The 19743-nt window shown below is 45.5% G+C and carries 20 protein-coding genes and 1 pseudogene; 9 read left to right on the top strand and 12 right to left on the bottom strand.

Annotated elements, in window-relative coordinates:
- Positions 1 to 89: 89 nt before the first annotated feature.
- Positions 90 to 614, bottom strand: coding sequence for a hypothetical protein (locus tag AB4274_RS08750; RefSeq protein ID WP_372111758.1), 525 nt, complete (start codon positions 612 to 614; stop codon positions 90 to 92).
- A gap of 51 nt (positions 615 to 665) precedes the next feature.
- A complete protein-coding gene (locus tag AB4274_RS08755) occupies positions 666 to 1055 on the bottom strand; it encodes a VOC family protein (RefSeq protein ID WP_248336222.1) in 390 nt (129 codons plus the stop codon).
- Between the two features lie 209 nt (positions 1056 to 1264).
- Here AB4274_RS08755 and AB4274_RS08760 point away from each other — a divergent pair, with 209 nt between their 5' ends.
- Complete coding sequence (locus AB4274_RS08760; protein ID WP_372111761.1) at positions 1265 to 2164, top strand: DMT family transporter; 900 nt, start codon at positions 1265 to 1267, stop codon at positions 2162 to 2164.
- Here AB4274_RS08760 and AB4274_RS08765 read toward each other — a convergent pair.
- Entirely contained in the window at positions 2161 to 3063 is a 903-nt protein-coding gene (locus tag AB4274_RS08765) for a LysR family transcriptional regulator (protein ID WP_017059462.1), read from the bottom strand. The genes AB4274_RS08760 and AB4274_RS08765 overlap by 4 nt on opposite strands.
- 188 nt (positions 3064 to 3251) lie before the next feature.
- Here AB4274_RS08765 and AB4274_RS08770 point away from each other — a divergent pair, with 188 nt between their 5' ends.
- Positions 3252 to 5324 carry an alkyl/aryl-sulfatase gene (locus AB4274_RS08770; RefSeq protein WP_372111763.1) on the top strand — a complete coding sequence of 691 codons (2073 nt, stop codon included), beginning with the start codon at positions 3252 to 3254 and terminating at the stop codon, positions 5322 to 5324.
- A 127-nt stretch (positions 5325 to 5451) separates the two neighbouring features.
- Here the strand turns inward: AB4274_RS08770 and AB4274_RS08775 are convergent, their stop codons facing one another.
- Positions 5452 to 5862: a LysR family transcriptional regulator gene (locus AB4274_RS08775; protein WP_017059460.1), complete on the bottom strand. Its 411-nt coding sequence runs from the start codon at positions 5860 to 5862 to the stop codon at positions 5452 to 5454.
- 9 nt (positions 5863 to 5871) lie between these two features.
- The gene (locus tag AB4274_RS08780) at positions 5872 to 7245 is read right to left on the bottom strand and encodes an MATE family efflux transporter (RefSeq protein WP_372111765.1); all 1374 of its coding nucleotides are present in this window, start codon (positions 7243 to 7245) and stop codon (positions 5872 to 5874) included.
- Positions 7246 to 7691: 446 nt separating this feature from the next.
- Between AB4274_RS08780 and AB4274_RS08785 the strand changes: the two are divergent.
- The 3 genes and pseudogenes from AB4274_RS08785 to AB4274_RS08795 form a co-directional block, all read left to right on the top strand.
- A pseudogene (locus AB4274_RS08785) lies at positions 7692 to 7850 on the top strand (enoyl-CoA hydratase/isomerase family protein); the annotation flags it as partial.
- Positions 7851 to 8060: 210 nt separating this feature from the next.
- Positions 8061 to 8882 carry an SDR family NAD(P)-dependent oxidoreductase gene (locus AB4274_RS08790; RefSeq protein ID WP_372111766.1) on the top strand — a complete coding sequence of 274 codons (822 nt, stop codon included), beginning with the start codon at positions 8061 to 8063 and terminating at the stop codon, positions 8880 to 8882.
- Positions 8883 to 9099: 217 nt separating this feature from the next.
- Positions 9100 to 9975 carry a radical SAM protein gene (locus AB4274_RS08795; protein WP_017067570.1) on the top strand — a complete coding sequence of 292 codons (876 nt, stop codon included), beginning with the start codon at positions 9100 to 9102 and terminating at the stop codon, positions 9973 to 9975.
- A 90-nt stretch (positions 9976 to 10065) separates the two neighbouring features.
- Here the strand turns inward: AB4274_RS08795 and AB4274_RS08800 are convergent, their stop codons facing one another.
- The 3 genes from AB4274_RS08800 to ascF all read right to left on the bottom strand — a co-directional run bounded on the left by AB4274_RS08800 (position 10066) and on the right by ascF (position 13695).
- On the bottom strand, positions 10066 to 10683 hold the full coding sequence (locus AB4274_RS08800; RefSeq protein WP_065583747.1) for a bifunctional 4-hydroxy-2-oxoglutarate aldolase/2-dehydro-3-deoxy-phosphogluconate aldolase: 618 nt from the start codon (positions 10681 to 10683) through the stop codon (positions 10066 to 10068).
- A gap of 31 nt (positions 10684 to 10714) precedes the next feature.
- Positions 10715 to 12145, bottom strand: a complete 1431-nt coding sequence (locus AB4274_RS08805) for a 6-phospho-beta-glucosidase (protein WP_017067568.1) — start codon at positions 12143 to 12145, stop codon at positions 10715 to 10717.
- A gap of 71 nt (positions 12146 to 12216) precedes the next feature.
- Complete coding sequence (gene ascF, locus AB4274_RS08810) at positions 12217 to 13695, bottom strand: PTS cellobiose/arbutin/salicin transporter subunit IIBC (protein WP_017064040.1); 1479 nt, start codon at positions 13693 to 13695, stop codon at positions 12217 to 12219.
- A 242-nt stretch (positions 13696 to 13937) separates the two neighbouring features.
- Here ascF and AB4274_RS08815 point away from each other — a divergent pair, with 242 nt between their 5' ends.
- Both AB4274_RS08815 and edd read left to right on the top strand, forming a co-directional pair.
- Positions 13938 to 14462 (top strand): gluconokinase, encoded by a 525-nt coding sequence (locus AB4274_RS08815; RefSeq protein ID WP_017059452.1) that lies wholly within the window; start codon positions 13938 to 13940, stop codon positions 14460 to 14462.
- Positions 14459 to 16255 carry a phosphogluconate dehydratase gene (edd, locus tag AB4274_RS08820; RefSeq protein WP_372111768.1) on the top strand — a complete coding sequence of 599 codons (1797 nt, stop codon included), beginning with the start codon at positions 14459 to 14461 and terminating at the stop codon, positions 16253 to 16255. The genes AB4274_RS08815 and edd overlap by 4 nt, the downstream gene beginning before the upstream one ends.
- 73 nt (positions 16256 to 16328) lie before the next feature.
- Here the strand turns inward: edd and AB4274_RS08825 are convergent, their stop codons facing one another.
- Positions 16329 to 17336 carry a LacI family DNA-binding transcriptional regulator gene (locus tag AB4274_RS08825; RefSeq protein ID WP_017059450.1) on the bottom strand — a complete coding sequence of 336 codons (1008 nt, stop codon included), beginning with the start codon at positions 17334 to 17336 and terminating at the stop codon, positions 16329 to 16331.
- 144 nt (positions 17337 to 17480) lie between these two features.
- The gene (locus AB4274_RS08830; protein ID WP_102393084.1) at positions 17481 to 18182 is read right to left on the bottom strand and encodes a lipoyl protein ligase domain-containing protein; all 702 of its coding nucleotides are present in this window, start codon (positions 18180 to 18182) and stop codon (positions 17481 to 17483) included.
- A gap of 185 nt (positions 18183 to 18367) precedes the next feature.
- Between AB4274_RS08830 and AB4274_RS08835 the strand changes: the two genes are divergently transcribed.
- Both AB4274_RS08835 and AB4274_RS08840 read left to right on the top strand, forming a co-directional pair.
- Complete coding sequence (locus AB4274_RS08835) at positions 18368 to 18652, top strand: hypothetical protein (RefSeq protein ID WP_017059448.1); 285 nt, start codon at positions 18368 to 18370, stop codon at positions 18650 to 18652.
- The gene (locus AB4274_RS08840) at positions 18649 to 18927 is read left to right on the top strand and encodes a type II toxin-antitoxin system mRNA interferase toxin, RelE/StbE family (protein ID WP_017064043.1); all 279 of its coding nucleotides are present in this window, start codon (positions 18649 to 18651) and stop codon (positions 18925 to 18927) included. The genes AB4274_RS08835 and AB4274_RS08840 overlap by 4 nt, the downstream gene beginning before the upstream one ends.
- A gap of 150 nt (positions 18928 to 19077) precedes the next feature.
- Here the strand turns inward: AB4274_RS08840 and AB4274_RS08845 are convergent, their stop codons facing one another.
- Both AB4274_RS08845 and AB4274_RS08850 read right to left on the bottom strand, forming a co-directional pair.
- Positions 19078 to 19365 (bottom strand): type II toxin-antitoxin system RelE/ParE family toxin, encoded by a 288-nt coding sequence (locus AB4274_RS08845; protein ID WP_017064044.1) that lies wholly within the window; start codon positions 19363 to 19365, stop codon positions 19078 to 19080.
- Positions 19362 to 19643: a type II toxin-antitoxin system Phd/YefM family antitoxin gene (locus AB4274_RS08850; protein ID WP_011080399.1), complete on the bottom strand. Its 282-nt coding sequence runs from the start codon at positions 19641 to 19643 to the stop codon at positions 19362 to 19364. The genes AB4274_RS08845 and AB4274_RS08850 overlap by 4 nt, the downstream gene beginning before the upstream one ends.
- Between the last annotated feature and the right edge of the window lie 100 nt (positions 19644 to 19743).

Raw genomic sequence — 19743 nt, forward strand, 5'->3', positions numbered from 1 at the left:
AGAAAAGATACAGGTTGAAACCGGTTTCAGCAATAGTTAAAAGATCTTTTTTGATCGAACTACAGACTAATCAACAGTCAGCATTACGATCAATGCTGCTCAAAATATTGGTCATGTTGAGATTTTCCAGATTGGTCTTGAGTGCCAGGATAGAACTGTACAAGCGTTTGATCGGCTAAAGTGAGGTGAATCCAACCCTCTTTGACTTTCAGCCAATTAGTGCCGCTTGTCTCATAGACGATAGGAAAGCTACCCCAACCTGATTCTGATACCTGCAACTCTTGAAAACGGTCAATTGGAGTGAGTTTATTGCTGTTGAAATCAGCATTAGAGTAAACCAGCAGAGGCTCGATAGCATCGGTTGGCTTAAACGTATAACAACTGATAGAGGCTGAAGTGCGATCAAACCATTGGTAAGGCTGCGCGCCGGTTAAATCATAAACGGTGCAGTCATTGAACTTAATGGCCCACTCTTGGTGAGCTTTAAAGCCGAGATAGCCTATTGGCTGTAATGGTTCAGGCTGAAAGTCAGTCTCTGGCTCATAGACCGGTTCTGAGGTAGTACATCCCATAAGCCCAAGACTAAAAAGGAAAGTCACAGTACGCTTCATCATTGTAATACCTCAGTTCCGTTAATAGATAAGTAACCCAATTAAGTCTCTATATTAAACGGTAAGTTCTAAGCGATTACCATCAGGATCGAGTACACAGCTCTCATAATAGCCATCGCCTGTTCTTCTTGGACCATCTAAGCGCTCATAGCCGTCTTCGACCAAGCGTTGAGTGAGTGCATCGACCGCTTGCTCCGACCCCAATGAAATCGCCATATGAACAAAGCCTGTAAACTGATCATAGATGTCATCTTTCGATTCAGGCACCGAGTCCATTTCCATGATCTCTAAACGGCTCCCTGTTTCGAAAGAGAGGAAGTATGAAGAAAACCCTTTGGTTGGGTTGTGATATTTTGAGTTCGATGTGGCACCGAAATAGTCTTCATAAAATCGCTTCAACACTTCGAGTTGTTTGGTCCAAATAGCGATGTGTTCAATCTTCATTTTGTTCACCTAATGTTTATGTCTGACACTAGATTACCCGCCAAATCAGGAAGGATAAACAGAACAGAATTCATCAAAGGTGTTCCTATTTAGTGAACCGTTTGGTTATCAAAATCACAACAATTAGCTGCACAGTATTAACATCTAAGCTTGTGTAATATATAGCTTTGAGCAATAGTCGGTGTTTTACACATTCTGAGATATAAGCCGTGAACTTTCTAAAATTAATAACTCTCGCTGCGATATGGGGCGGTTCGTTTCTGTTCATGAGAATTGCCGCTAATCCGCTGGGCCCTGCGGTGCTGATCGAAGCGCGAGTTCTGTGCGCTGCCGTCACTCTACTCTTGGTTTCTTTTTATCTGAAAAGGAAGCTTTCATTTAATGCCCATGCGAAACACTTTTTCATTCTTGGCTTGTTTAATACCGCACTTCCCTTTTTGTTTTTCGCTTATGCAGCGCAGACTCTGAACGCCTCGACACTCGCTATCTTGAACTCTACCGCGCCAATATGGGCGGCGATCATTGGTGCGATATGGACCAAAACAACACTCGAGGCGCGAGTTCTATTAGGACTTGGGATTGGGGTAACGGGAGTTGGCGTGTTAGTCGGTTGGGATGCGATGAACATTGGCCGTGAGGCTGTGCTTCCTATCTTTGCGGCGGTGATGGCGGCCTTTAGTTACGGAATCGCGTCGAACTATACCAAACAAGCACCCAAAGTTGAGGCATTCAACAATGCTCATGGCAGCATGTGGGCGGCGGTCTTGGTCGTGTTGCCGTTTGTTTTCTTTATGCCGATGAGAGAGGCTCCGGATCTAACCATCACCACATCGGTGATCTTATTAGGCGCGGTGTGTACTGGGCTTGCTTACTTGCTTTACTTCAATCTCGTTTCTGAACTGGGTGCGCCTTCGGCTCTGTCTGTTACCTTTTTGATTCCAGTGTTTGGCATCTTGTGGGGTAACTTATTCTTAGATGAAGCAATTGGCATCAATACGATTGTTGGTTCAATTCTGGTTATCACCGGCACCATGTTGGTGACAGGAATGACGCCTTCTAAGATGATAGAGAGCGCCAAACAGAAACGAGCAGCAAGAGCGGCTCGTTAATCAGCCATATATTGCTGAATCTTGTTTCTCAGCCACTGATGAGCAGGGTTCAAATCGGTTCTTTTATGCCAAATCATGTATTGCTGCATAGGTAAGATTTCAAACGGCTGATCAAGGACTTGAAGCTGGAAGGATTCGGAAAATTGATTGGCAAAATCACGCGATGTACTGCCGACACAATCTGAGCCCGATACCAGCACACACATGGTCATCAGCGAGTCACACTCGGCACTCACTTTTCTCTGTTTCAGTGGCGACTTGGTAAAATAATCTGCCGTGTATAAACGGGTTCGACGCATTCTAAAAGTAACATGCTTTTCGTTGTAATATTGCTCTTGCGTCACAGAGCCATTGATTCTCGGATGCCCCTTTCGAGCTATCAGCACCAACTCATCTTCAATCATCGGCTGCTTCATGTAGCCGTTAACTTGCGGGTAATGGATATCAATCGCTAAATCAGCTTGTTGCATGCTCAAGCCTTGCAATAATTCTTCTTCGTTGTTCGGCACCATATTGAATTCAATCGAGATATTGCCCAACGTCTCATCTTGCTCGACGAGAGGTTGAAGCTTGGTTAATCCAATCTCATTCACCAGGATACGAAACACATGATGCTGCTGATTATCAAATGTCTTTAAAGTGCTTACTGCGCTGCTTATCCCTTCTAGAGCAGGCTCTACTCGGTCTGCCAATTGCACCGCAGCGTTAGTCGGAATAATCCCACGCCCTTCACGAATAAACAGGTCGGTATCAAGCTGAGATTGCAATCGCTTCAATGCCCCACTAACCCCAGGCTGAGTCATACCAAGCGATTCTGATGCAAGCGTGATCGACTTTAATCGATACACTTCTAAGAACACGCTCAATAGATTTAAATCCAACTTTTCCACGTCGCTCACCGTTACTCTCCCTGTCAATGTGGCCTTAATCAATCATAGGTCAGGATTCGCCTTCGTTCCCCAACCATTGCATGACTCAATACATAGCCAATCGTGATGTATTAAATAAAGCTTACTTTATTTTTTGCTATATGTCTTATTCCTATAATCGCCTCAACGAAACAAAATTCTGAAATGAAGAGGCTCTTATGACGACTTCACGCACGTTCAAAAATGCATCACTGTTCCTAGCTATCTCGCTCGTATTCCCTGCAGTTGCAGCTAACCATGACCACGCACACTTCAGCGAAATTGGCGACCAAGGTGGCAAAAGCGCAACCGAGATGACGACTAAGGCAAACCAAGAGTTCGCAAAAACACTTAACTTTGCCGACACTCGCGCTTTCGACAATAACAACAAGGGCCTTATTGCTAGCTTCGACCAAGAGACGGGCGACATCATTCGCAATAGCTTTAACTTTATCGACCCAAGTGTGACGAATGCAGACCAAGCACCAGATTCAGTAAACCCTTCACTGTGGCGCCAAGCGGTATTGAACCAAGCAGCAGAAGGCTTATATGAAGTTGTTCCGGGTAAAGTTTACCAAGTTCGAGGTGCTGACTTAGCGTCTATCTCTTTCATTCGTAGTGACAACGGTTGGATCGCTTACGACGTTCTTCTTACCAAAGAAGCGGCCGCTAAATCTCTAAAATTCTTCAAAAACAATGTGCCTGATGGCGGCGAACTGCCAGTCGTAGCAATGATTTACTCTCACTCGCACGCTGATCACTTTGGTGGCGCAAGAGCAATCAAAGACGCATACCCAGATGTAAAAGTGTACGGTTCGAAAAACATTACTAAAGAGATCGTCGACGAAAACGTATTGGCGGGTAATGCAATGTCTCGTCGTACCGCTTATCAATATGGCGCAACGCTGAACCGACACAAGCACGGTATTGTAGATGCGGCGCTGTCTAAAGGCCTATCAACAGGTAGCATTACTTACGTACTGCCAGACTACGAACTAAACCATAACGAAGAGATTGAAACTCTGGTTATTGATGGCCTAGAAATGCAATTCATGGATGCATCAGGCACCGAAGCGGCCTCTGAAATGGTGACATATATTCCAAGCATGAAAGCACTTTGGACTGGCGAACTGACCTACCAAGGCATGCACAACCTGTACACGCTGCGTGGCGCTAAAGTACGTGACGGCTTGAAATGGTCTAAGAAGATCAACGAGATGTTAGTCACTTGGGGTGAAGATACTGAGGTGCTGTTTGCGTCTCACTCATCGCCAATTTGGGGTGAACAAGAGATCTCTGATTACCTAAAAATGCAGCGTGACGCTTACGGTTTTACTCATAACCAAACGCTTCGCTTAGCCAATAACGGCGTGGTTCTGCAAGACATCGGTGACGAGATTTACAAGGTCATGCCAGACAGTATTCAACAGTCTTGGCACACCAACGGTTACCATGGTACTTACTCTCACAATGCTCGCGCTGTGTACAACATGTACCTTGGTTACTTCGACATGAACCCAGCTAACCTAAACCCATTACCAATCGAGCCAGAGTCAGTGAAGTTTGTTGAGTACATGGGCGGCAGCGACGCTGTGATTAAAAAAGCACAGCAAGACTTCCAAGAAGGTGAATACCGCTTCGTTGCAACAGCACTGAATAAGGTGATTCAAGCAGAACCAGAGAACAAAGTTGCACGAGGCTTATTGGCTGATACTTACGAGCAGTTGGGTTATCAATCAGAAGGTGCAGGTTGGAGAAACATCTACCTAACCGGCGCTCAAGAGCTTCGTATTGGCACACAACCGGGCGCACCGAAAACAGCATCACCGGATGTGTTAGCGAACATGACCATTGAAAACCTACTCGACTACTTAGCCGTAAAAGTGGATTCGCTAAAAGCACAAGAAACACCATTTACGTTGAATATTCAGCTACCAGACGTGCAAGAGTTCTACTACGTTGAAATGTCTAACGGTAACCTGAACAATATTCAAGTGAGCGAGCTACAAGACGCCGATACAAAACTGATCATCAATAAGTCTGACGTGTCTGACATCGTGCTTAAGAAAACAAGCCTTGGAAAACTGTTAGAAGACGGACAAGCAGGCGTGAAAGGTGATAAGACATCACTTAACAAACTGCTGTCTTCACTGACAGAAGCTGACACCTCTTTTGAGATTGTACCGCGCCCAAGTAAAGGCGAAGAAGTTGATGCAGAGCTATACCAAGATTCAGCGGTACACGCTCATTAAACGCCGGATACACTAAATAAAAACAACAGCAGTTAGCTAGAAAAACGTTCTATAAAGAACATAAAAACAAGCCCCTCCCTTTTGGTTGGGGCTTTCTTATTTGTTCTCAATATATGCTTCTGAATCGCTATTGAGTTTGCCCGTTTACGTCGCAATCCCAATAAGAAGGTGAACCATAATATTGAACAAAGTAATCGATAAATACGCGCACCTTTGGTGCAAGTAACTGAGCACTCGGGTATACCGCCCAGATAGCCGCCTCATCCTTTAAAGGGTAATCCGGCAACACCTCAACCAGCGAACCTTCCGCGAGCTGCTTGTATGCTATCCAACTCGCGCACATGGCAATGCCCAAGCCATCGACACATACATCCCTTACCGCTTCACCGTGATCGACGCGGATAGCACCTAGGCTCTCTTCGAGTTTTCCGATATGAATACTGGCTACCGGAGGTGACAACCCAAGCTCTTGTCCTGCTTGACCTATATTGTGCGTAGACGCGAGTCGCACAAACAATTTTAGATGTTCAATGTTCATCAATAATGGCTAGCCTGCGCTGAGTACACGCTGCTTATTGGCCGCAGCGGCACGGGGAATAATGTGAGTTTTAATATAGGCATTAAGCTTAAACCATGCAAAAGCGCCCGCTAAAACATTGGCGACTGTCGCAGCAATAACCGCATTGACCATGTCTCCGGTTATCGAGCCGATCCATAAAGCGGGAATGTAGAAAACAAACAAGCGTAGGAAAGAGACATTCAAAGCTTTACGCGGCACACCCAAGGCATTAAAGACCGACGCAACCAACATGCAAAGCCCAAGCGGCCCATAGCTGAACGGTATAAATAACAAGGTCACTTCAAACCAGCTGCGTATGCTTTGTTCTTCCGAGATAACAGGAATAATCCAGCCACTAAACAGCGCCAACAATGTTGCCATCACGGTGTGGAAAACCAATAAGAACTTCGCTGTTGTATTCAATAGCTCAGGGATTTTGCATCGCTGCTGCGCCCCTAGGTAACGACCAATCATAGGCGGGATAGACATCGTCAGAGCAAGAGAAAACACCAGCATAAAACTTTCAACACGGGCGAGTAAGCTCCAAAAAGCCATCTCATCGGTTCCGATTCTCGCAATCAATAGCATTGAGAAGAACGCGCTGACCGCAGGTAATATCTGATTCGCAGTGGTTGGCATTACCGTCTTGAATAACTCAAAACTGTAGCCTTTGATTCGGTTACTGCACGCGCCATTGAAGCCAAACCAACCTTTGCCGCGAGACTTGATTAGCATGTAGATTGCGCCGAAAGCGTAGCCAATGCTCGATGCGATCGCCGCCCCTGCGATGCCCATATCCAATCCAAAGATCAGAATAGGGTCGAGAATTAGGTTAATCACGCTAGCAGCCAAGAACATGCTTCCGGTTGTTTTGGTATCGCCATTGGCACGATAAACGCAGGTGGCCAGATAAAGCACCGCCACCATCAATGCACTGAACAACCACAGTGGCCAGTACACATTAAAAATAGACAGCATGGATTGGTATTGAGCGTCAGAGACATCATTCACAAACGACGCAAAAACAGAATCGCTAAAAACAATCAGCCCTATGCAGATCAAAGCAATCACCAACACTCCAAATCCAACCGACAACGTCGCAATTGAAGTAGATTTACGTTGCTCTTTTGCCCCTACCGCTTGAGAAATAATGGACGTTGCCGCGACACCGATTCCCACTTGAACCCCGGTAAACGCCGCTTGAAATGGCAAGGTGATACCGTGAACCGCCAACTCATTCACCCCTAGCTGACCAATAAAGATCGAATCGACCAATTGAACCATCATGATCGCAAACACACCCAGCGTCAGTGGCAGCGTTTTCTCAATGATGGTTTTCAAAGTCGCGGAACTCATCTGCATAAGTCGGTTCACTCTTGTCTGTACCTTGGGGCTAATTACCTAGTTGAGCAGTATACGAAGCTAAATGAAAAGGATAAGAGCACCAAACAAGGAATGAGTTTTTAGATTTCGTTGACAATCGAATTAGCAAGATACCTTCAACGTTAAAATATCCATCTAAGACACTGAATAAATTGAAATTATAAAACCCGCCAACACTCTTAATAATTCGTTAATAGTGTTTCGTTTAATGGTTAATTGTTGGTTCGAACATTCCTCGTTAGCCTGAATTTAGGTCGCATTCACACTGAATAGGCTGAAATGAAATCTCTCAGAAGGAATATGGAAATGGTATATCAAGGTTATACAACGTTTAAAGATCAAGCCGAGGATGGAATTCTTACCGTCACTTTTGACTTCGGTACTGTGAATGTTCAAGGGCAAGAGACTTTGATGCTGACGAAGCCGAAGCACTCAAAGCGGAAGCTTATTGGTTGTATCAAGCTACGAGCAAAACCCCTGCGGTTAAGCGCTTCCAAATTGCCGATGAGCAAGGCCTAGAGCACGATATGGAAAACCAACGTAACTGGGAAACTCTGGTTATGAACGTTCAAGACATCAAATAACTCGGTCACTTCTCTTAATTTGGGTCAGTCACAAACTGACCCATTGTCTTACTTAATCGTTAAACGCCAACGGTTAACCACCAAGTGTTAAAATGGTCATTATTTGCCCCATAGACTCACATTTGAGTCTTCAGCTTGTGAGCCAAATGCAACTATGCGTCATTAATCTTTGTTATAAAGTTGTTCAAACTATTTTTTGAAGGACGGAACATGCAAAAAATAATTCTGATCACAGGGGCCACGGATGGCATCGGTTTAGAGACCGCAAAAGCACTAACGCAGCAAGGGCACCATGTTCTAATTCATGGCCGCAACCCAGCTAAGGTCAATAAAGTCGTGACCGCTCTGTCTCGCCTGTCTAAGAATGCAATCATCGAAAGCTACATCGCAGACCTATCGACGCTCTCTGAAGTTGAGGCGCTCGCAACCCAAATCAAAAGCGATCACAAACGACTCGATATACTCATTAACAACGCAGGTGTGTATAAAGTGTCGGACATCACCACTCCAGACAATCTTGATGTGCGTTTTGTCGTAAACACCATTGCGCCGTATCTACTGACACAAAAGCTGCTTCCTCTTTTTGATGCGACAGGTCGTATCGTCAACCTATCTTCAGCAGCCCAAGCACCCGTAGATCTAGATGCATTAATCAGTCCGAATGCGGGCGAACTTGATGGTCCGGTTTACGCGCAAAGTAAGCTGGCGCTAACGATGTGGTCCATCGAATTAGCCAATACTCTTTTAGACAAAGGCACCGCAATTATCCCTGTAAACCCAGCTTCTTTCCTTGGTAGTAAATTAGTGAAAGATGCTTATGGCGTTGATGGCAACGACCTTGCGATTGGAGCCGATATTCTTTGTCGTGCTGCGCTCAGTGATGAGTTTGCCAACGCTTCCGGTAAATATTTTGATAATGATTCTGGGTTGTTCAAAGACCCGCACGCCGACGCATTAGACAACACTAAGAACCACAAGCTGGTGACAGTGCTTAATCAATTGCTCGAAGAAAAGCTGTGCGTTGCGCACTGATCATTCATTAGTAAAAAACGACCACTAACACTCCCCCCCACCACCACACACACAATCCAAGCCGCAGTTCTATCCATACAGACAAAGAACTGCGCGCTCTTTCGATTATTAAGATTTCTTTAATACTGATTCCCCGCTTTGCCCAATTATCACCCAAGATGCAGATTGCTAAACTTGCCCCCGTCGAAACAACACAGGCTACGGCCGAGGAGCATTTATGCGTTTTGAAGGTAAAGTTTATCGTCCTTGGATGGAAGCAGAGAGCGTACTCATCCAGACAACATTGGGGTGCAGTAATAACCAGTGTACCTTCTGCACGATGTTTGATGATAAGCGTTTCAAAGTAAGAGACATCAAAGACATCTTTGAAGATATTGATGCGGCGAGAAAAATCTACCCGCATGTTGAATCTATCTTTTTGGTCGATGGTAATGTGATGGCGATTAGAACCGAGATGCTGATTTCGATTCTGGATTACATCAAGATCACCTTCCCAGAGATCAAGAACATCTCTCTGTATTCAGGGTTCAATGACTTCCGTCGTAAGAGCTTGTCTGAATTAAAAGAGATTAAGTCGGCAGGTTTAAGCATGGCCTATTCAGGCTTGGAGTCCGGTGACCCAATTTTGCTTGAACGCATTCAAAAGCGCATGACGCGTGAGCATGCGATTGAAGGAATGAACCTAGCCCGTGAAGCAGACATCAAGGTACTGGCTTCTTTCATCTTTGGCCTTGGCGGCAAAGAGCGTTCTATAGAGCATGCGATTAATACCACCAGCTTGTTGAACATCATGCAGCCAGATGCGATTGCACCGATGGCTTTAGCCGTTCAACCGGGATCGGTATTGGAAAAAGAAGTAAACCGTGGCGAGTTTGTTTTACCAACGCCATTGCAGATTCTGGAAGAAGAAAAATACTTGCTCGAAAACCTAGAAGATTTCGATTGCTACTACTGGGGTGACCACGGCAATAACATCTCACCAATGCGTGGCATGTTGCCTCAGGCTCGTAAGCCGTTTCTTGATAAGATAAATCAAGACATCGCGCATAACCCAATCACTAAGCAAAACGTCATTAAAACCTTTGCTTGGTAACGAGTAACCTCTACATCGTTTGAAGCAGCCACAAAAAGGGCCAGTGTCAGCTGGCCCTTTCATTTTCTAGCTATGTATCTCTCTATCGAACTATCTGGAGCCGACCGCTCGGACTAATTCTGCGATTCCATCCCAATCACCCTTGTCCATTTTGTCTGTCGGTACCATCCAAGTTCCACCGCAGGCAACGACTGATTTCAGTGCTAAGTAAGACTCAACGTTCGCTGGGCTTACACCGCCTGTAGGCATAAAGTTAACCGGGTAAACAGCCGTCAACGCTTTCAACATTGCGACACCGCCAGATGGCTCGGCAGGGAAGAACTTTAGTGTCTTAAGCCCCATTTCCATTGCTTGTTCAACCAAGCTTGGGTTACTCACTCCAGGAACAATCGTAACCCCTCTTTGCTGACAGTATTTGACTGTGGTTGGATTCAAACCTGGGCTGACAATGAAATCAACACCCGCATTAATGGCAGTATCCACCTGCTCTGTAGTCAGCACAGTACCTGCGCCAATCAGTAACTCAGGGTAAGCTTCACGCATCAAACGAATCGACTCTGCTGCCGCTTCTGTACGAAATGTCACTTCAGCACAAGGCAAGCCATTTTCAACCAGTACTTTCGCAAGCGGCACAGCCTGAGCAACGTCATTAATGGCGATCACCGGAACGATGCGAATATCTCTGAGTCTCTGTTCAATTGTTTTCATTGTTCATTTCTCTCATTATCAAACAGACAAATTAAGCCAAGTCGCTGCCGTTGCTTGCGATCACTTTTTTGTACCAGTGGAATGACTTTTTAGGAATACGATTTAACGTACCATTGCCTAGGTTGTCTCTGTCCACGTAGATAAACCCATAGCGCTTGCTCATCTCTCCGGTCGACGCCGCAACAAGATCGATACAACCCCAAGGTGTGTAACCCATCAATGGTACACCGTCTTCCATTGCTTCATGCATCGCAACAATGTGCTGACGAAGGTAATCAATGCGGTAATCATCGTTCACTTCTCCATTGTCATCCAAGGTATCACGAGCACCTAAGCCATTTTCTACCAAGAAAAGTGGTTTCTGGTAACGGTCATAGAGTGTGTTCATCGTAATTCGAAGACCTGTAGGGTCAATGACCCAGCCCCAATCACTTGCTGGAAGATGAGGGTTTTTGATGGACTTAACGACGTTCGCTGCACTCGTATTTCCTGCATTCATATCAGCGGAAGCACAGCGTGAAGCGTAATAACTGAAAGAAATGAAATCGACGGTGTTCTTTAGAATCTCGAAATCTTCATCTTGTGTTTCAAGCACCACACCTTTGTTATCAAACACTTTTTGAGCATAAGATGGGTAGTAACCACGCGATTGAACATCGATAAAGAACAGGTTCTCGCGGTCTTTTTCCATAGCCATCAGCACATCTTCTGGCTTACATGAATATGGATAGAAGTTACCGCCCGCCAGCATACAACCCACTTGGTTTTGCTCATCAACTTCATGGGCAATCTTGGTTACCAAAGCGCTTGCTACTAGCTCATGGTGAGCTGCTTGGTACTTCACTTGATCGTGATTTTCGCCTTCCTGAAACAACAATCCAGCACCAGAAAACGGGCTCGCTAGTAAAATATTGATTTCGTTGAAAGTTAACCAGTATTTCACCAAGCCTTTGTAGTTTTCGAAACAGGTTCTCGCGTAACGGCTAAAGAACTCAATCATCTTACGATTACGCCACGAACCATACTCGTTGACCAAGTGCATAGGCACATCGAAATGGCACAAGGTAACGAGCGGCTCAATACCGTATTTCTTACACTCTTCAAAAACATCACGGTAAAAATCTAAGCCAGCTTGGTTCGGCTCTAGCTCGTCACCTTTTGGAAAGATTCGGCTCCAAGCGATGGATACGCGGAAGACTTTAAATCCCATCTCTGCCAGCAAGGCGATGTCTTCTTTGTAACGGTGATAAAAGTCTATCGCGTTATGGCTTGGGTAGAACTCGTCTTCGCTGAGCGTCACCTTATCAACCTGACCAAGCTTAATTGGCATGCGGTTCTCACCATAAGGGATCATATCTACGGTTGTTAGGCCTTTACCACCCGCTAAGTGAGCGCCTTCAGACTGGTTTGCAGCAATAGCGCCGCCCCATAAGAAATCTTCGGGAAATTGAATGTTTGACATCGAATACCTCGGAAACAATAAAAGTCACCTTACGCTGAAGTAAGGTGACTGAATAAATTAATCAATTCTAATTAAGACGCGGACACTACTGTCGGCTTGTCTTCTGCCTTACCAGCTTCTTTGTTTGCTGACTCTGAAGTTGCTTTCTCATCGGCATCATCTTCTGGAACATCTTCAAAGCCTAAAACTAGGGTTAGAACAAATGACAGAACAATAGACAATGCGATCAGACCGAACACCCAAACGATACTCATTGGGTCATTCACATCGAAGAACTGAACACTCGTAAACAAGCTTGGTGCTGCCATCGAGTGACTCGCAAGGCCACCCATGCCCGCTAATGCACCTACGATAAAACCAGTAATCATTGTTGCGATAAGTGGACGTTTCAGACGAACAAGCACGCCGTACAATGCAGGCTCAGAGATACCGGCGAAGATAGCTGAAGCACCTGCGGCTAATGATGTCTGCTTTAGTGCGCTGTTTTTGGTTTTGTAAGCAACAGCCAGACACGCACCACCCATACCGAGGTTGGCACCGATTTCTGAAGGCATAACCATACCTTCACGACCCGTCTCAGCAATGGTTTGAATAATCGTTGGAGTAAATACACGGTGCATACCAGTAAGAACAAGTAGAGGCCACAGTGCGCCCATGATAGCAACCGACAACCAACCTAATGTGTCATGAATTGTGTAAACAAGCGCTGAAAGTGCAGTACCAACCCAAATACCAAATGGACCGATAAGTACGATAGCAACCGGAGCTGCAATCAATACGATAAGCATAGGTTTCAGGAAGTTTTTAGTCACAGCAGGGGTAATGCTATCTACCCAACGTTCTATGTAAGAAAGAGCCCAAGTCATCACAAGTACAGGAATAACCGTGTAGGTGTATTTCACTGACGTGATTGGGATACCGAAGAAATCAACGTGCTTGCCTTCTGCTGCTTGCGCCATCAATTCCATAAAGTTCGGGTGGATTAAGACACCGGCAATCGCAATGGAAAGAGACATATTGGTCTTGAATTTGATCGATGCGGAAGCGGCAACCATAACCGGTAGGAAGAAGAAGGCGCCATCGCCAATCGCTTTCAAGATAATCAAGGTAGGTGCATTTGGCTCAACCCAGCCCAGCATCTCAAGTACCATGGCGAGCAGTTTGACCATTGAAGCGCCAATGATTGCTGGGATAAGAGGCGACATGGTACCAACCAGTGCGTCCAACATTTTCGCACCAATTGACTTAGCCGTTAGCTTCTCTTTTTTAGCAGGAACCTCTGACTCAGATACAGTGGATAGCTCACAAAGCGCCATCACTTCTTTGTATGCATACGATACCTCGTTACCAATGATAACTTGTACTTTGTCTCCATTATCAACAACACCCATCACACCTTTCAGTGCTTTTAGCTTGTTAATATCGACGCCATCTTGGCTGTGTAAAACGAATCGTAGTCGAGTCATACAGTGTGTTAGGGCAGCCACATTTGTCTTGCCCCCAAGATGCTCAACAACAGATTTCGCAATTGCGCGGTAATCGTTGGCCATTTTATCCCCCAAAGATCTCTTTCCAGTGATTTTTAAACGCGAATATAGTGAGATGTGACTAATTTTCCGTCAGTAGGATGCAAAAACAGTCACAATTGTTGTGAATTGTTGTTTTGTGTCCTTCATCACACTTCCTTAAGTTACCGGTAACATGTTACCGGTAACGCTTATAAGATAAAGCCATATTTACAAGCGATGTTCAAAATTGAGATCACGCGCAAATTTGTTAAGAGGATTGAGTTATGGCTGGTAGTAGTGTCATCGTCATGGGTGTCAGTGCTTGTGGGAAAAGCACGATAGGCGAGCAGTTGGCAAAAAAACTTGGGCGTAAGTTCATTGATGGTGACGACCTTCATCCTCGAGCAAACATTCAAAAAATGGCGTCAGGCCAACCTCTTAATGATGATGATCGCATTCCATGGCTGGAACGCGTTCGTGATGCAGCGTACAGCCTAGAAAGTAAAAATGAGCACGGCATTATTGTGTGTTCTGCGTTGAAGAAGAAGTACCGCGACCAAATTCGCGAAGGGAACAAAAACCTCACCTTTCTCTTTTTAGATGGCAACATTGACCTGATCTTGCATCGAATGCGTCAGCGCCAAGGCCACTTCATGAAAGAGAACATGATTAAAAGCCAGTTCGAAACATTAGAAAGACCCGATCACGAGCCAGATACGGTTGTCATCAGCATTGATGGCGATATTGATGACGTTGTGGACTGTGCTGCGATTGTGCTTTCAATGACTGATGAGGCAGAAACAGCATGACCCTTCCAACCATCCAAGCGGTGACTCAACGATTAATTGAACGAAGCAAAGAGACTCATGAAGCGTTTCTAAACCGAACCCAACACCAAGCCTCTGCTGGCAAAGGTGGTAAAGGGCTTTCTTGCGGCAACTTGGCTCATGCTGTCGCAGCTTCTTGCTCCGATGAGAAACGCTCGATTCTTGATCTCACTAAATCCAATGTGGCGTTAATCAGCTCTTACAACGATATGTTAAGCGCTCACCAGCCGTATCAACACTATCCAGATCAGATCAAAAAGGCGTTAGCTAAGTTCGGCCACACCTCTCAAGTAGCGGGCTGTGTTCCCGCGATGTGCGATGGGGTAACTCAAGGCCAACCAGGCATGGATATGTCTTTGTTTTCAAGGGACTTGATTGCTCAATCGACCGCTCTTTCACTGAGTCACAACGTGTTTGATTCAACCCTATTGCTTGGCATTTGCGACAAGATAGCTCCAGGACAACTGATGGGCGCGCTCTCTTTTGCGCATCTACCAACTGCCTTTGTTCCGGCAGGCTTGATGGCAACGGGCATCAGCAATGATGAGAAAGTACACATTCGCCAAGAGTACGCGGCTGGCAAGGTAGGAAAAAGTGCCTTGCTGGACATGGAGTGCAACGCTTATCACTCAGCGGGCACCTGCACTTTTTACGGCACAGCCAATACCAATCAGCTGGTATTTGAAGCGATGGGGCTGACGCTTCCGGGCTCAGCGTTTGTTCACCCTGACTCTGAATTGCGCGCATCACTCACTCAGCATGCCGCCATTGAAATTGCTTCAATGACACCACAAGCCGCAAACTTCCGCCCACTTTCTGAAGTCTTTACCGCTAAAAGCTTAATCAATGGCATTGTTGCCCTACTCGCATCAGGTGGCAGTACCAACCACAGCATTCACATGGTCGCGGTAGCACGCGCAGCAGGATTTATTCTGACTTGGCAAGACATCAGCGATCTATCCGATGTGGTGCCTTTACTTGCTCGAGTTTATCCCAACGGCCCAGCAGATATGAATGCGTTCCAAGCGGCAGGAGGAGTTCCCGCGCTGTTACGCCGTTTAGATCAAGCCAACTTACTGCACCGAGATGTCACACCTACCTTTGGCTCGTTTGAAGATCAAATGAGTATTCCAGAACTTGAAAATGGAAAGCTAACGTGGAAAAAGTGCAAACAGTCGGCAGATGCAGAGGTAATTGCAGGCCAAGAACAGGTATTCCAAAGCACAGGCGGAACGCGAGTCCTTTCAGGGAATCTTGGCAATGCGGTGATTAAGGTGTCAGCGGTTGCAGAAGAGCAACGTGTAATAGAAGCACCTGCGGCAGTTTTTGATTGCCAACATAAGGTAGAAGCCGCGTATCAACGAGGTGAACTCAACAAAGATTGCATTGTTGTGGTAATAAACAATGGCCCAGCTGCGAACGGTATGCCTGAACTGCACAAGCTTATGCCGATTCTAGGTAATGTTCAGAAACAAGGGTTTAAAGTGGCTCTGGTTACTGATGGGCGCCTTTCTGGAGCCTCAGGAAAGATCCCATCCGCGATTCATGTCTCACCAGAGGCCATTCGAGGAGGAACTATTGGGCTTGTTTGCGAAGGCGATATCCTGCGCTTAGATTGCGCGAGTGGCGAACTCAATAACCTCAACGACATGCAGTCTCGCCAAGCGAAGGTGTTTGAGGTAGACGCTAACCAGCAAACCATGGGGCGCAACCTATTTAGCGTGATGCGCCAAAGCGTTTCGAGTGCAGAACAAGGGGCGAGTTTTATCGTCTAACTGTGTCATCGCTTAAATGTAAAAGCAAAAGGGGCATCATTTCGATGCCCCTTTCCGTTTCCACGATACTTGGTTAAACGCTTTCGCCATCAGTGATGCGATAGCCCATATCCACTACCGTTTCCGTGACTGGCTCACCTTTCAATCGGGCAAGCAGTAGCTCGGCACTTTTCTTACCTATTTCATAACGTGGCGTATCCACGCTAGTCAGTTTTGGGCGTATGGTTTGACCGATATCTAACGCGTTATAGCCCACCACAGATAGCTGTTGCGGCACTTGGATTCCACGTTGCTGGGCAATGAGCAAGGTACCTATCGCGATGTCATCATTGGTGCAGAACACGCCATCTAGATCTGGGTAATCCGCAAGAGCGCGATCAAGCAGATCTTCAGCCAAAGAGAAGTTAGAGTGCTGTTCAGTCAACACGTGTTTAGGCTCTAATCCAGCCTCATACATCGCTTTGTCATAGCCTTGCAAACGCAACTTGGTTCGCGCATCCAATCGAGCGCCAAAGTAAGCAATAGAGCGTTTACCAGCTTCAATCATTCGCTTCACGACATGGTAAGAAGCATCAATATGGTCCAAGCCAACAACCATATCGATCGGATTGGTTGGGAGTTCCATCGTTTCAACAACAGAAACACCTGAATTCTTGATCATCTGTAACGTGCGGGGGGTGTGGTGGCTTTCCGTCAATATCAACCCATCAACTTGATACGAAAGCAGCGAAGCAATCTTTTCCTCTTCTTCCACAGCATCATAGCTAAAGTGAGCAAGCAACGTCTCGTAGCCATTCTCTTTAGTAACCGTTTCGATACCTTGAACAAACGCGGCAAAGATTTGGTTTGATAACGAAGGGAGCAAGATACCGATCGCTTTACTCGACGATTTAGAGAGCATAGCTGGCGCTTTGTTTTCGATGTATCCCATCTCTTCAATAACCGCTGCAATTTTAACGCGAGTTTTGGCTGCGACTGAATCGGGATTGCGCATGTAACGAGAGACGGTCATCTTTGTGACCCCCACTTTGTCTGCAACATCTTGAAGTGTGGTTCGAGTTTTCTTCTGCTGTTCTGTCATAACTATTTGAACTCTTTATTATGTTACAAGTAACATTATAAAGTTCTCACCGCCTCAAGTTCAACCCATTCGTTGTCATCGACACATAGTATTGAAATCGTTCTACCATCGGCAAATTAGTTTGGCGTTAACGAAAGGTTGGTATCACGCATGCTTGATGAAAGCTTGGCTTAACTGCTGAAAGAGTGAGTCTACGTTGGGTAGAGTTGTCAGATGTGCGGACAACGGAGTATGAACTTGCGCGTCCACCACGGTTGGATTGCCACAAACTTGATTATAAAAATTTACGGGTGCAACGATGTTCTCTAAGTCGACATCCAACAAGATACAGGCTTGCGAAAGTACAATTTGGCCGCCCCCTTGTTTAAGCAAAACACGCTGCGCAGTGCCCACTATTTTTTGTTTGTTGATATTGAGATTGTAATCACCATCGCAATAAGAACCGGGAGTCGCGTGTACATCCACATCGATACCCAGTTCTTTAAAAAACAGGGTTAAGATATTGCACAGATGTAGATACGCTTTTTGGATGTTGTAGGCTTCATCACGAGGCCAATGGTAAATGTGCGATAAGTTAATGATCCCCGGCAGTTGGGGAACGGGAGCGCCGCCTGTTTTACGTGAGGTGAGTTGCCAACCTTGTGCCGCGAGTTGTTTTCTAGACTCGACCGTCACTGGCCACTTTTTACCTGCGGGCAAAACAAGTGTCGGCGCTTTTGCTTGCCACAACATTAAGGCTTGCCCAATCTCACCCGCCTGAATTTGCTGCAATAATTCAGCTTCTTTTTCAAACGCACGATTAACATCAATGTGCGGGTAACGTACGAGTTTATTCGTTAACTTCAATGCACTTTCCTCTACAGATAGTGGTGACCTACCATTTAACGTTCTGCAATGGTTGATGAGATATGGGACTATGTGCGATGAAACATAGCACCAAAAGTTAGTTATTGGCGCCATAGTAGCTTGTCAGTTGCCCATCTCAAAGGTGAGTGCTAACATTTGTACACACACCAATAAAGGAATACATCATGGACACTAGAATTCAATTTCGTGTTGATGAAGAAACAAAACGCCTAGCTCAACAGATGGCTGAGAGCCAAGGTCGCACACTGAGTGGTGCTTGCCGTGAGCTTACTGAGCAACTCGCTGAGCAACAAAGACAGACATTATCTCACGATGCATGGCTAACTGAACAAGTAAACCTAGCATTTGAGAAGTTTGACTCAGGAGAATCCGTTTTCGTTGAACACCAAACTGCTAAATCTCGAATGGAAGAACGCAAAGCCAGAATACGTAATCGAGGTAAGCAATGATTTTATGGGAAGAAGAATCACTCAATGATCGTGAAAGGATCTTTGAGTTTATCTATGACTTCAACCCTGATGCGGCAGAAAACGCTGACAACCTCATTGAAACAAAAGTAGAAAACTTGCTTGAGCAGCCTCTAATGGGTGTACAGAGAGACGGCATTCGTGGGCAGTTACTTATAATTCCTGAGATTTCAATGATCGTCTCCTATTGGATCGAAGGCGACATTATCCGAATTATGCGCGTACTCCACCAGAAACAAAAGTTCCCAATGGATTGATTACTTCCTCTGGGCAACTAGCCCAATTAAGGGGTGAACAACGCCTCCACCCAAACCTAACGCATTGTGCCATAAACACTTAACTTGAAGTAGGAGCAAAAGTGCCAAGCGTTGTGAATCCCTCTTAAATTGCTTGTTATAACACAATTGCTACACGTCACTTTCCGTTAGTATCTGACGACAATTTCGTACTGTGAGGACGCGAATTTCATGGCTAAGGCTATATATGATGCGATAGTGACCAAACAAAATTTCACGGTAATTGGTATGAGGCAGCTCAGGAACCATTCGCCCCATGTCAGGCATACTTGAGAGTAAATCAGTTTTATCAAAAACCTCATTAACCCAGTTTTCTGCCGCCACTGGATTATCCAGTGAAATAAACTCGGCTGCATCACCTAACTTTTGTAATGCTAGTGGTGACCAGACTACTTTCATTTCTTAATGCGCCCCAATACTTGAGCACGAGCGTCTTCATTGGAAACACCTAAACCTGAAGCTAATTGTGCTTCAGCAGTACGCATTTCTTCCAGTAACTCGATCTTCTCTTGCATTGCTTCATATTCTGCAACATCAAGGACAACCGCAACACCCTTACCACGTTGTGTGATAACTAGTGGTCTGCGAGTTTCGTTAATCTGTTTAATAAATGACGTCACGCCAGCACGAAATTCAGACAAAGGCTGAATATCTTGATCAAAATGGATGCGGCTCATGTTGAACTCCCTGTGGTACAATTTAATGTACAAATAATAGTTCAAATAGCAATTTTGAGCAATAGCCTGATTTTGTGTTATAACGAATGACATGGATTCC

Source organism: Vibrio sp. 10N.261.55.A10 (assembly GCF_041470825.1).
Lineage (GTDB): Bacteria > Pseudomonadota > Gammaproteobacteria > Enterobacterales > Vibrionaceae > Vibrio > Vibrio crassostreae_C.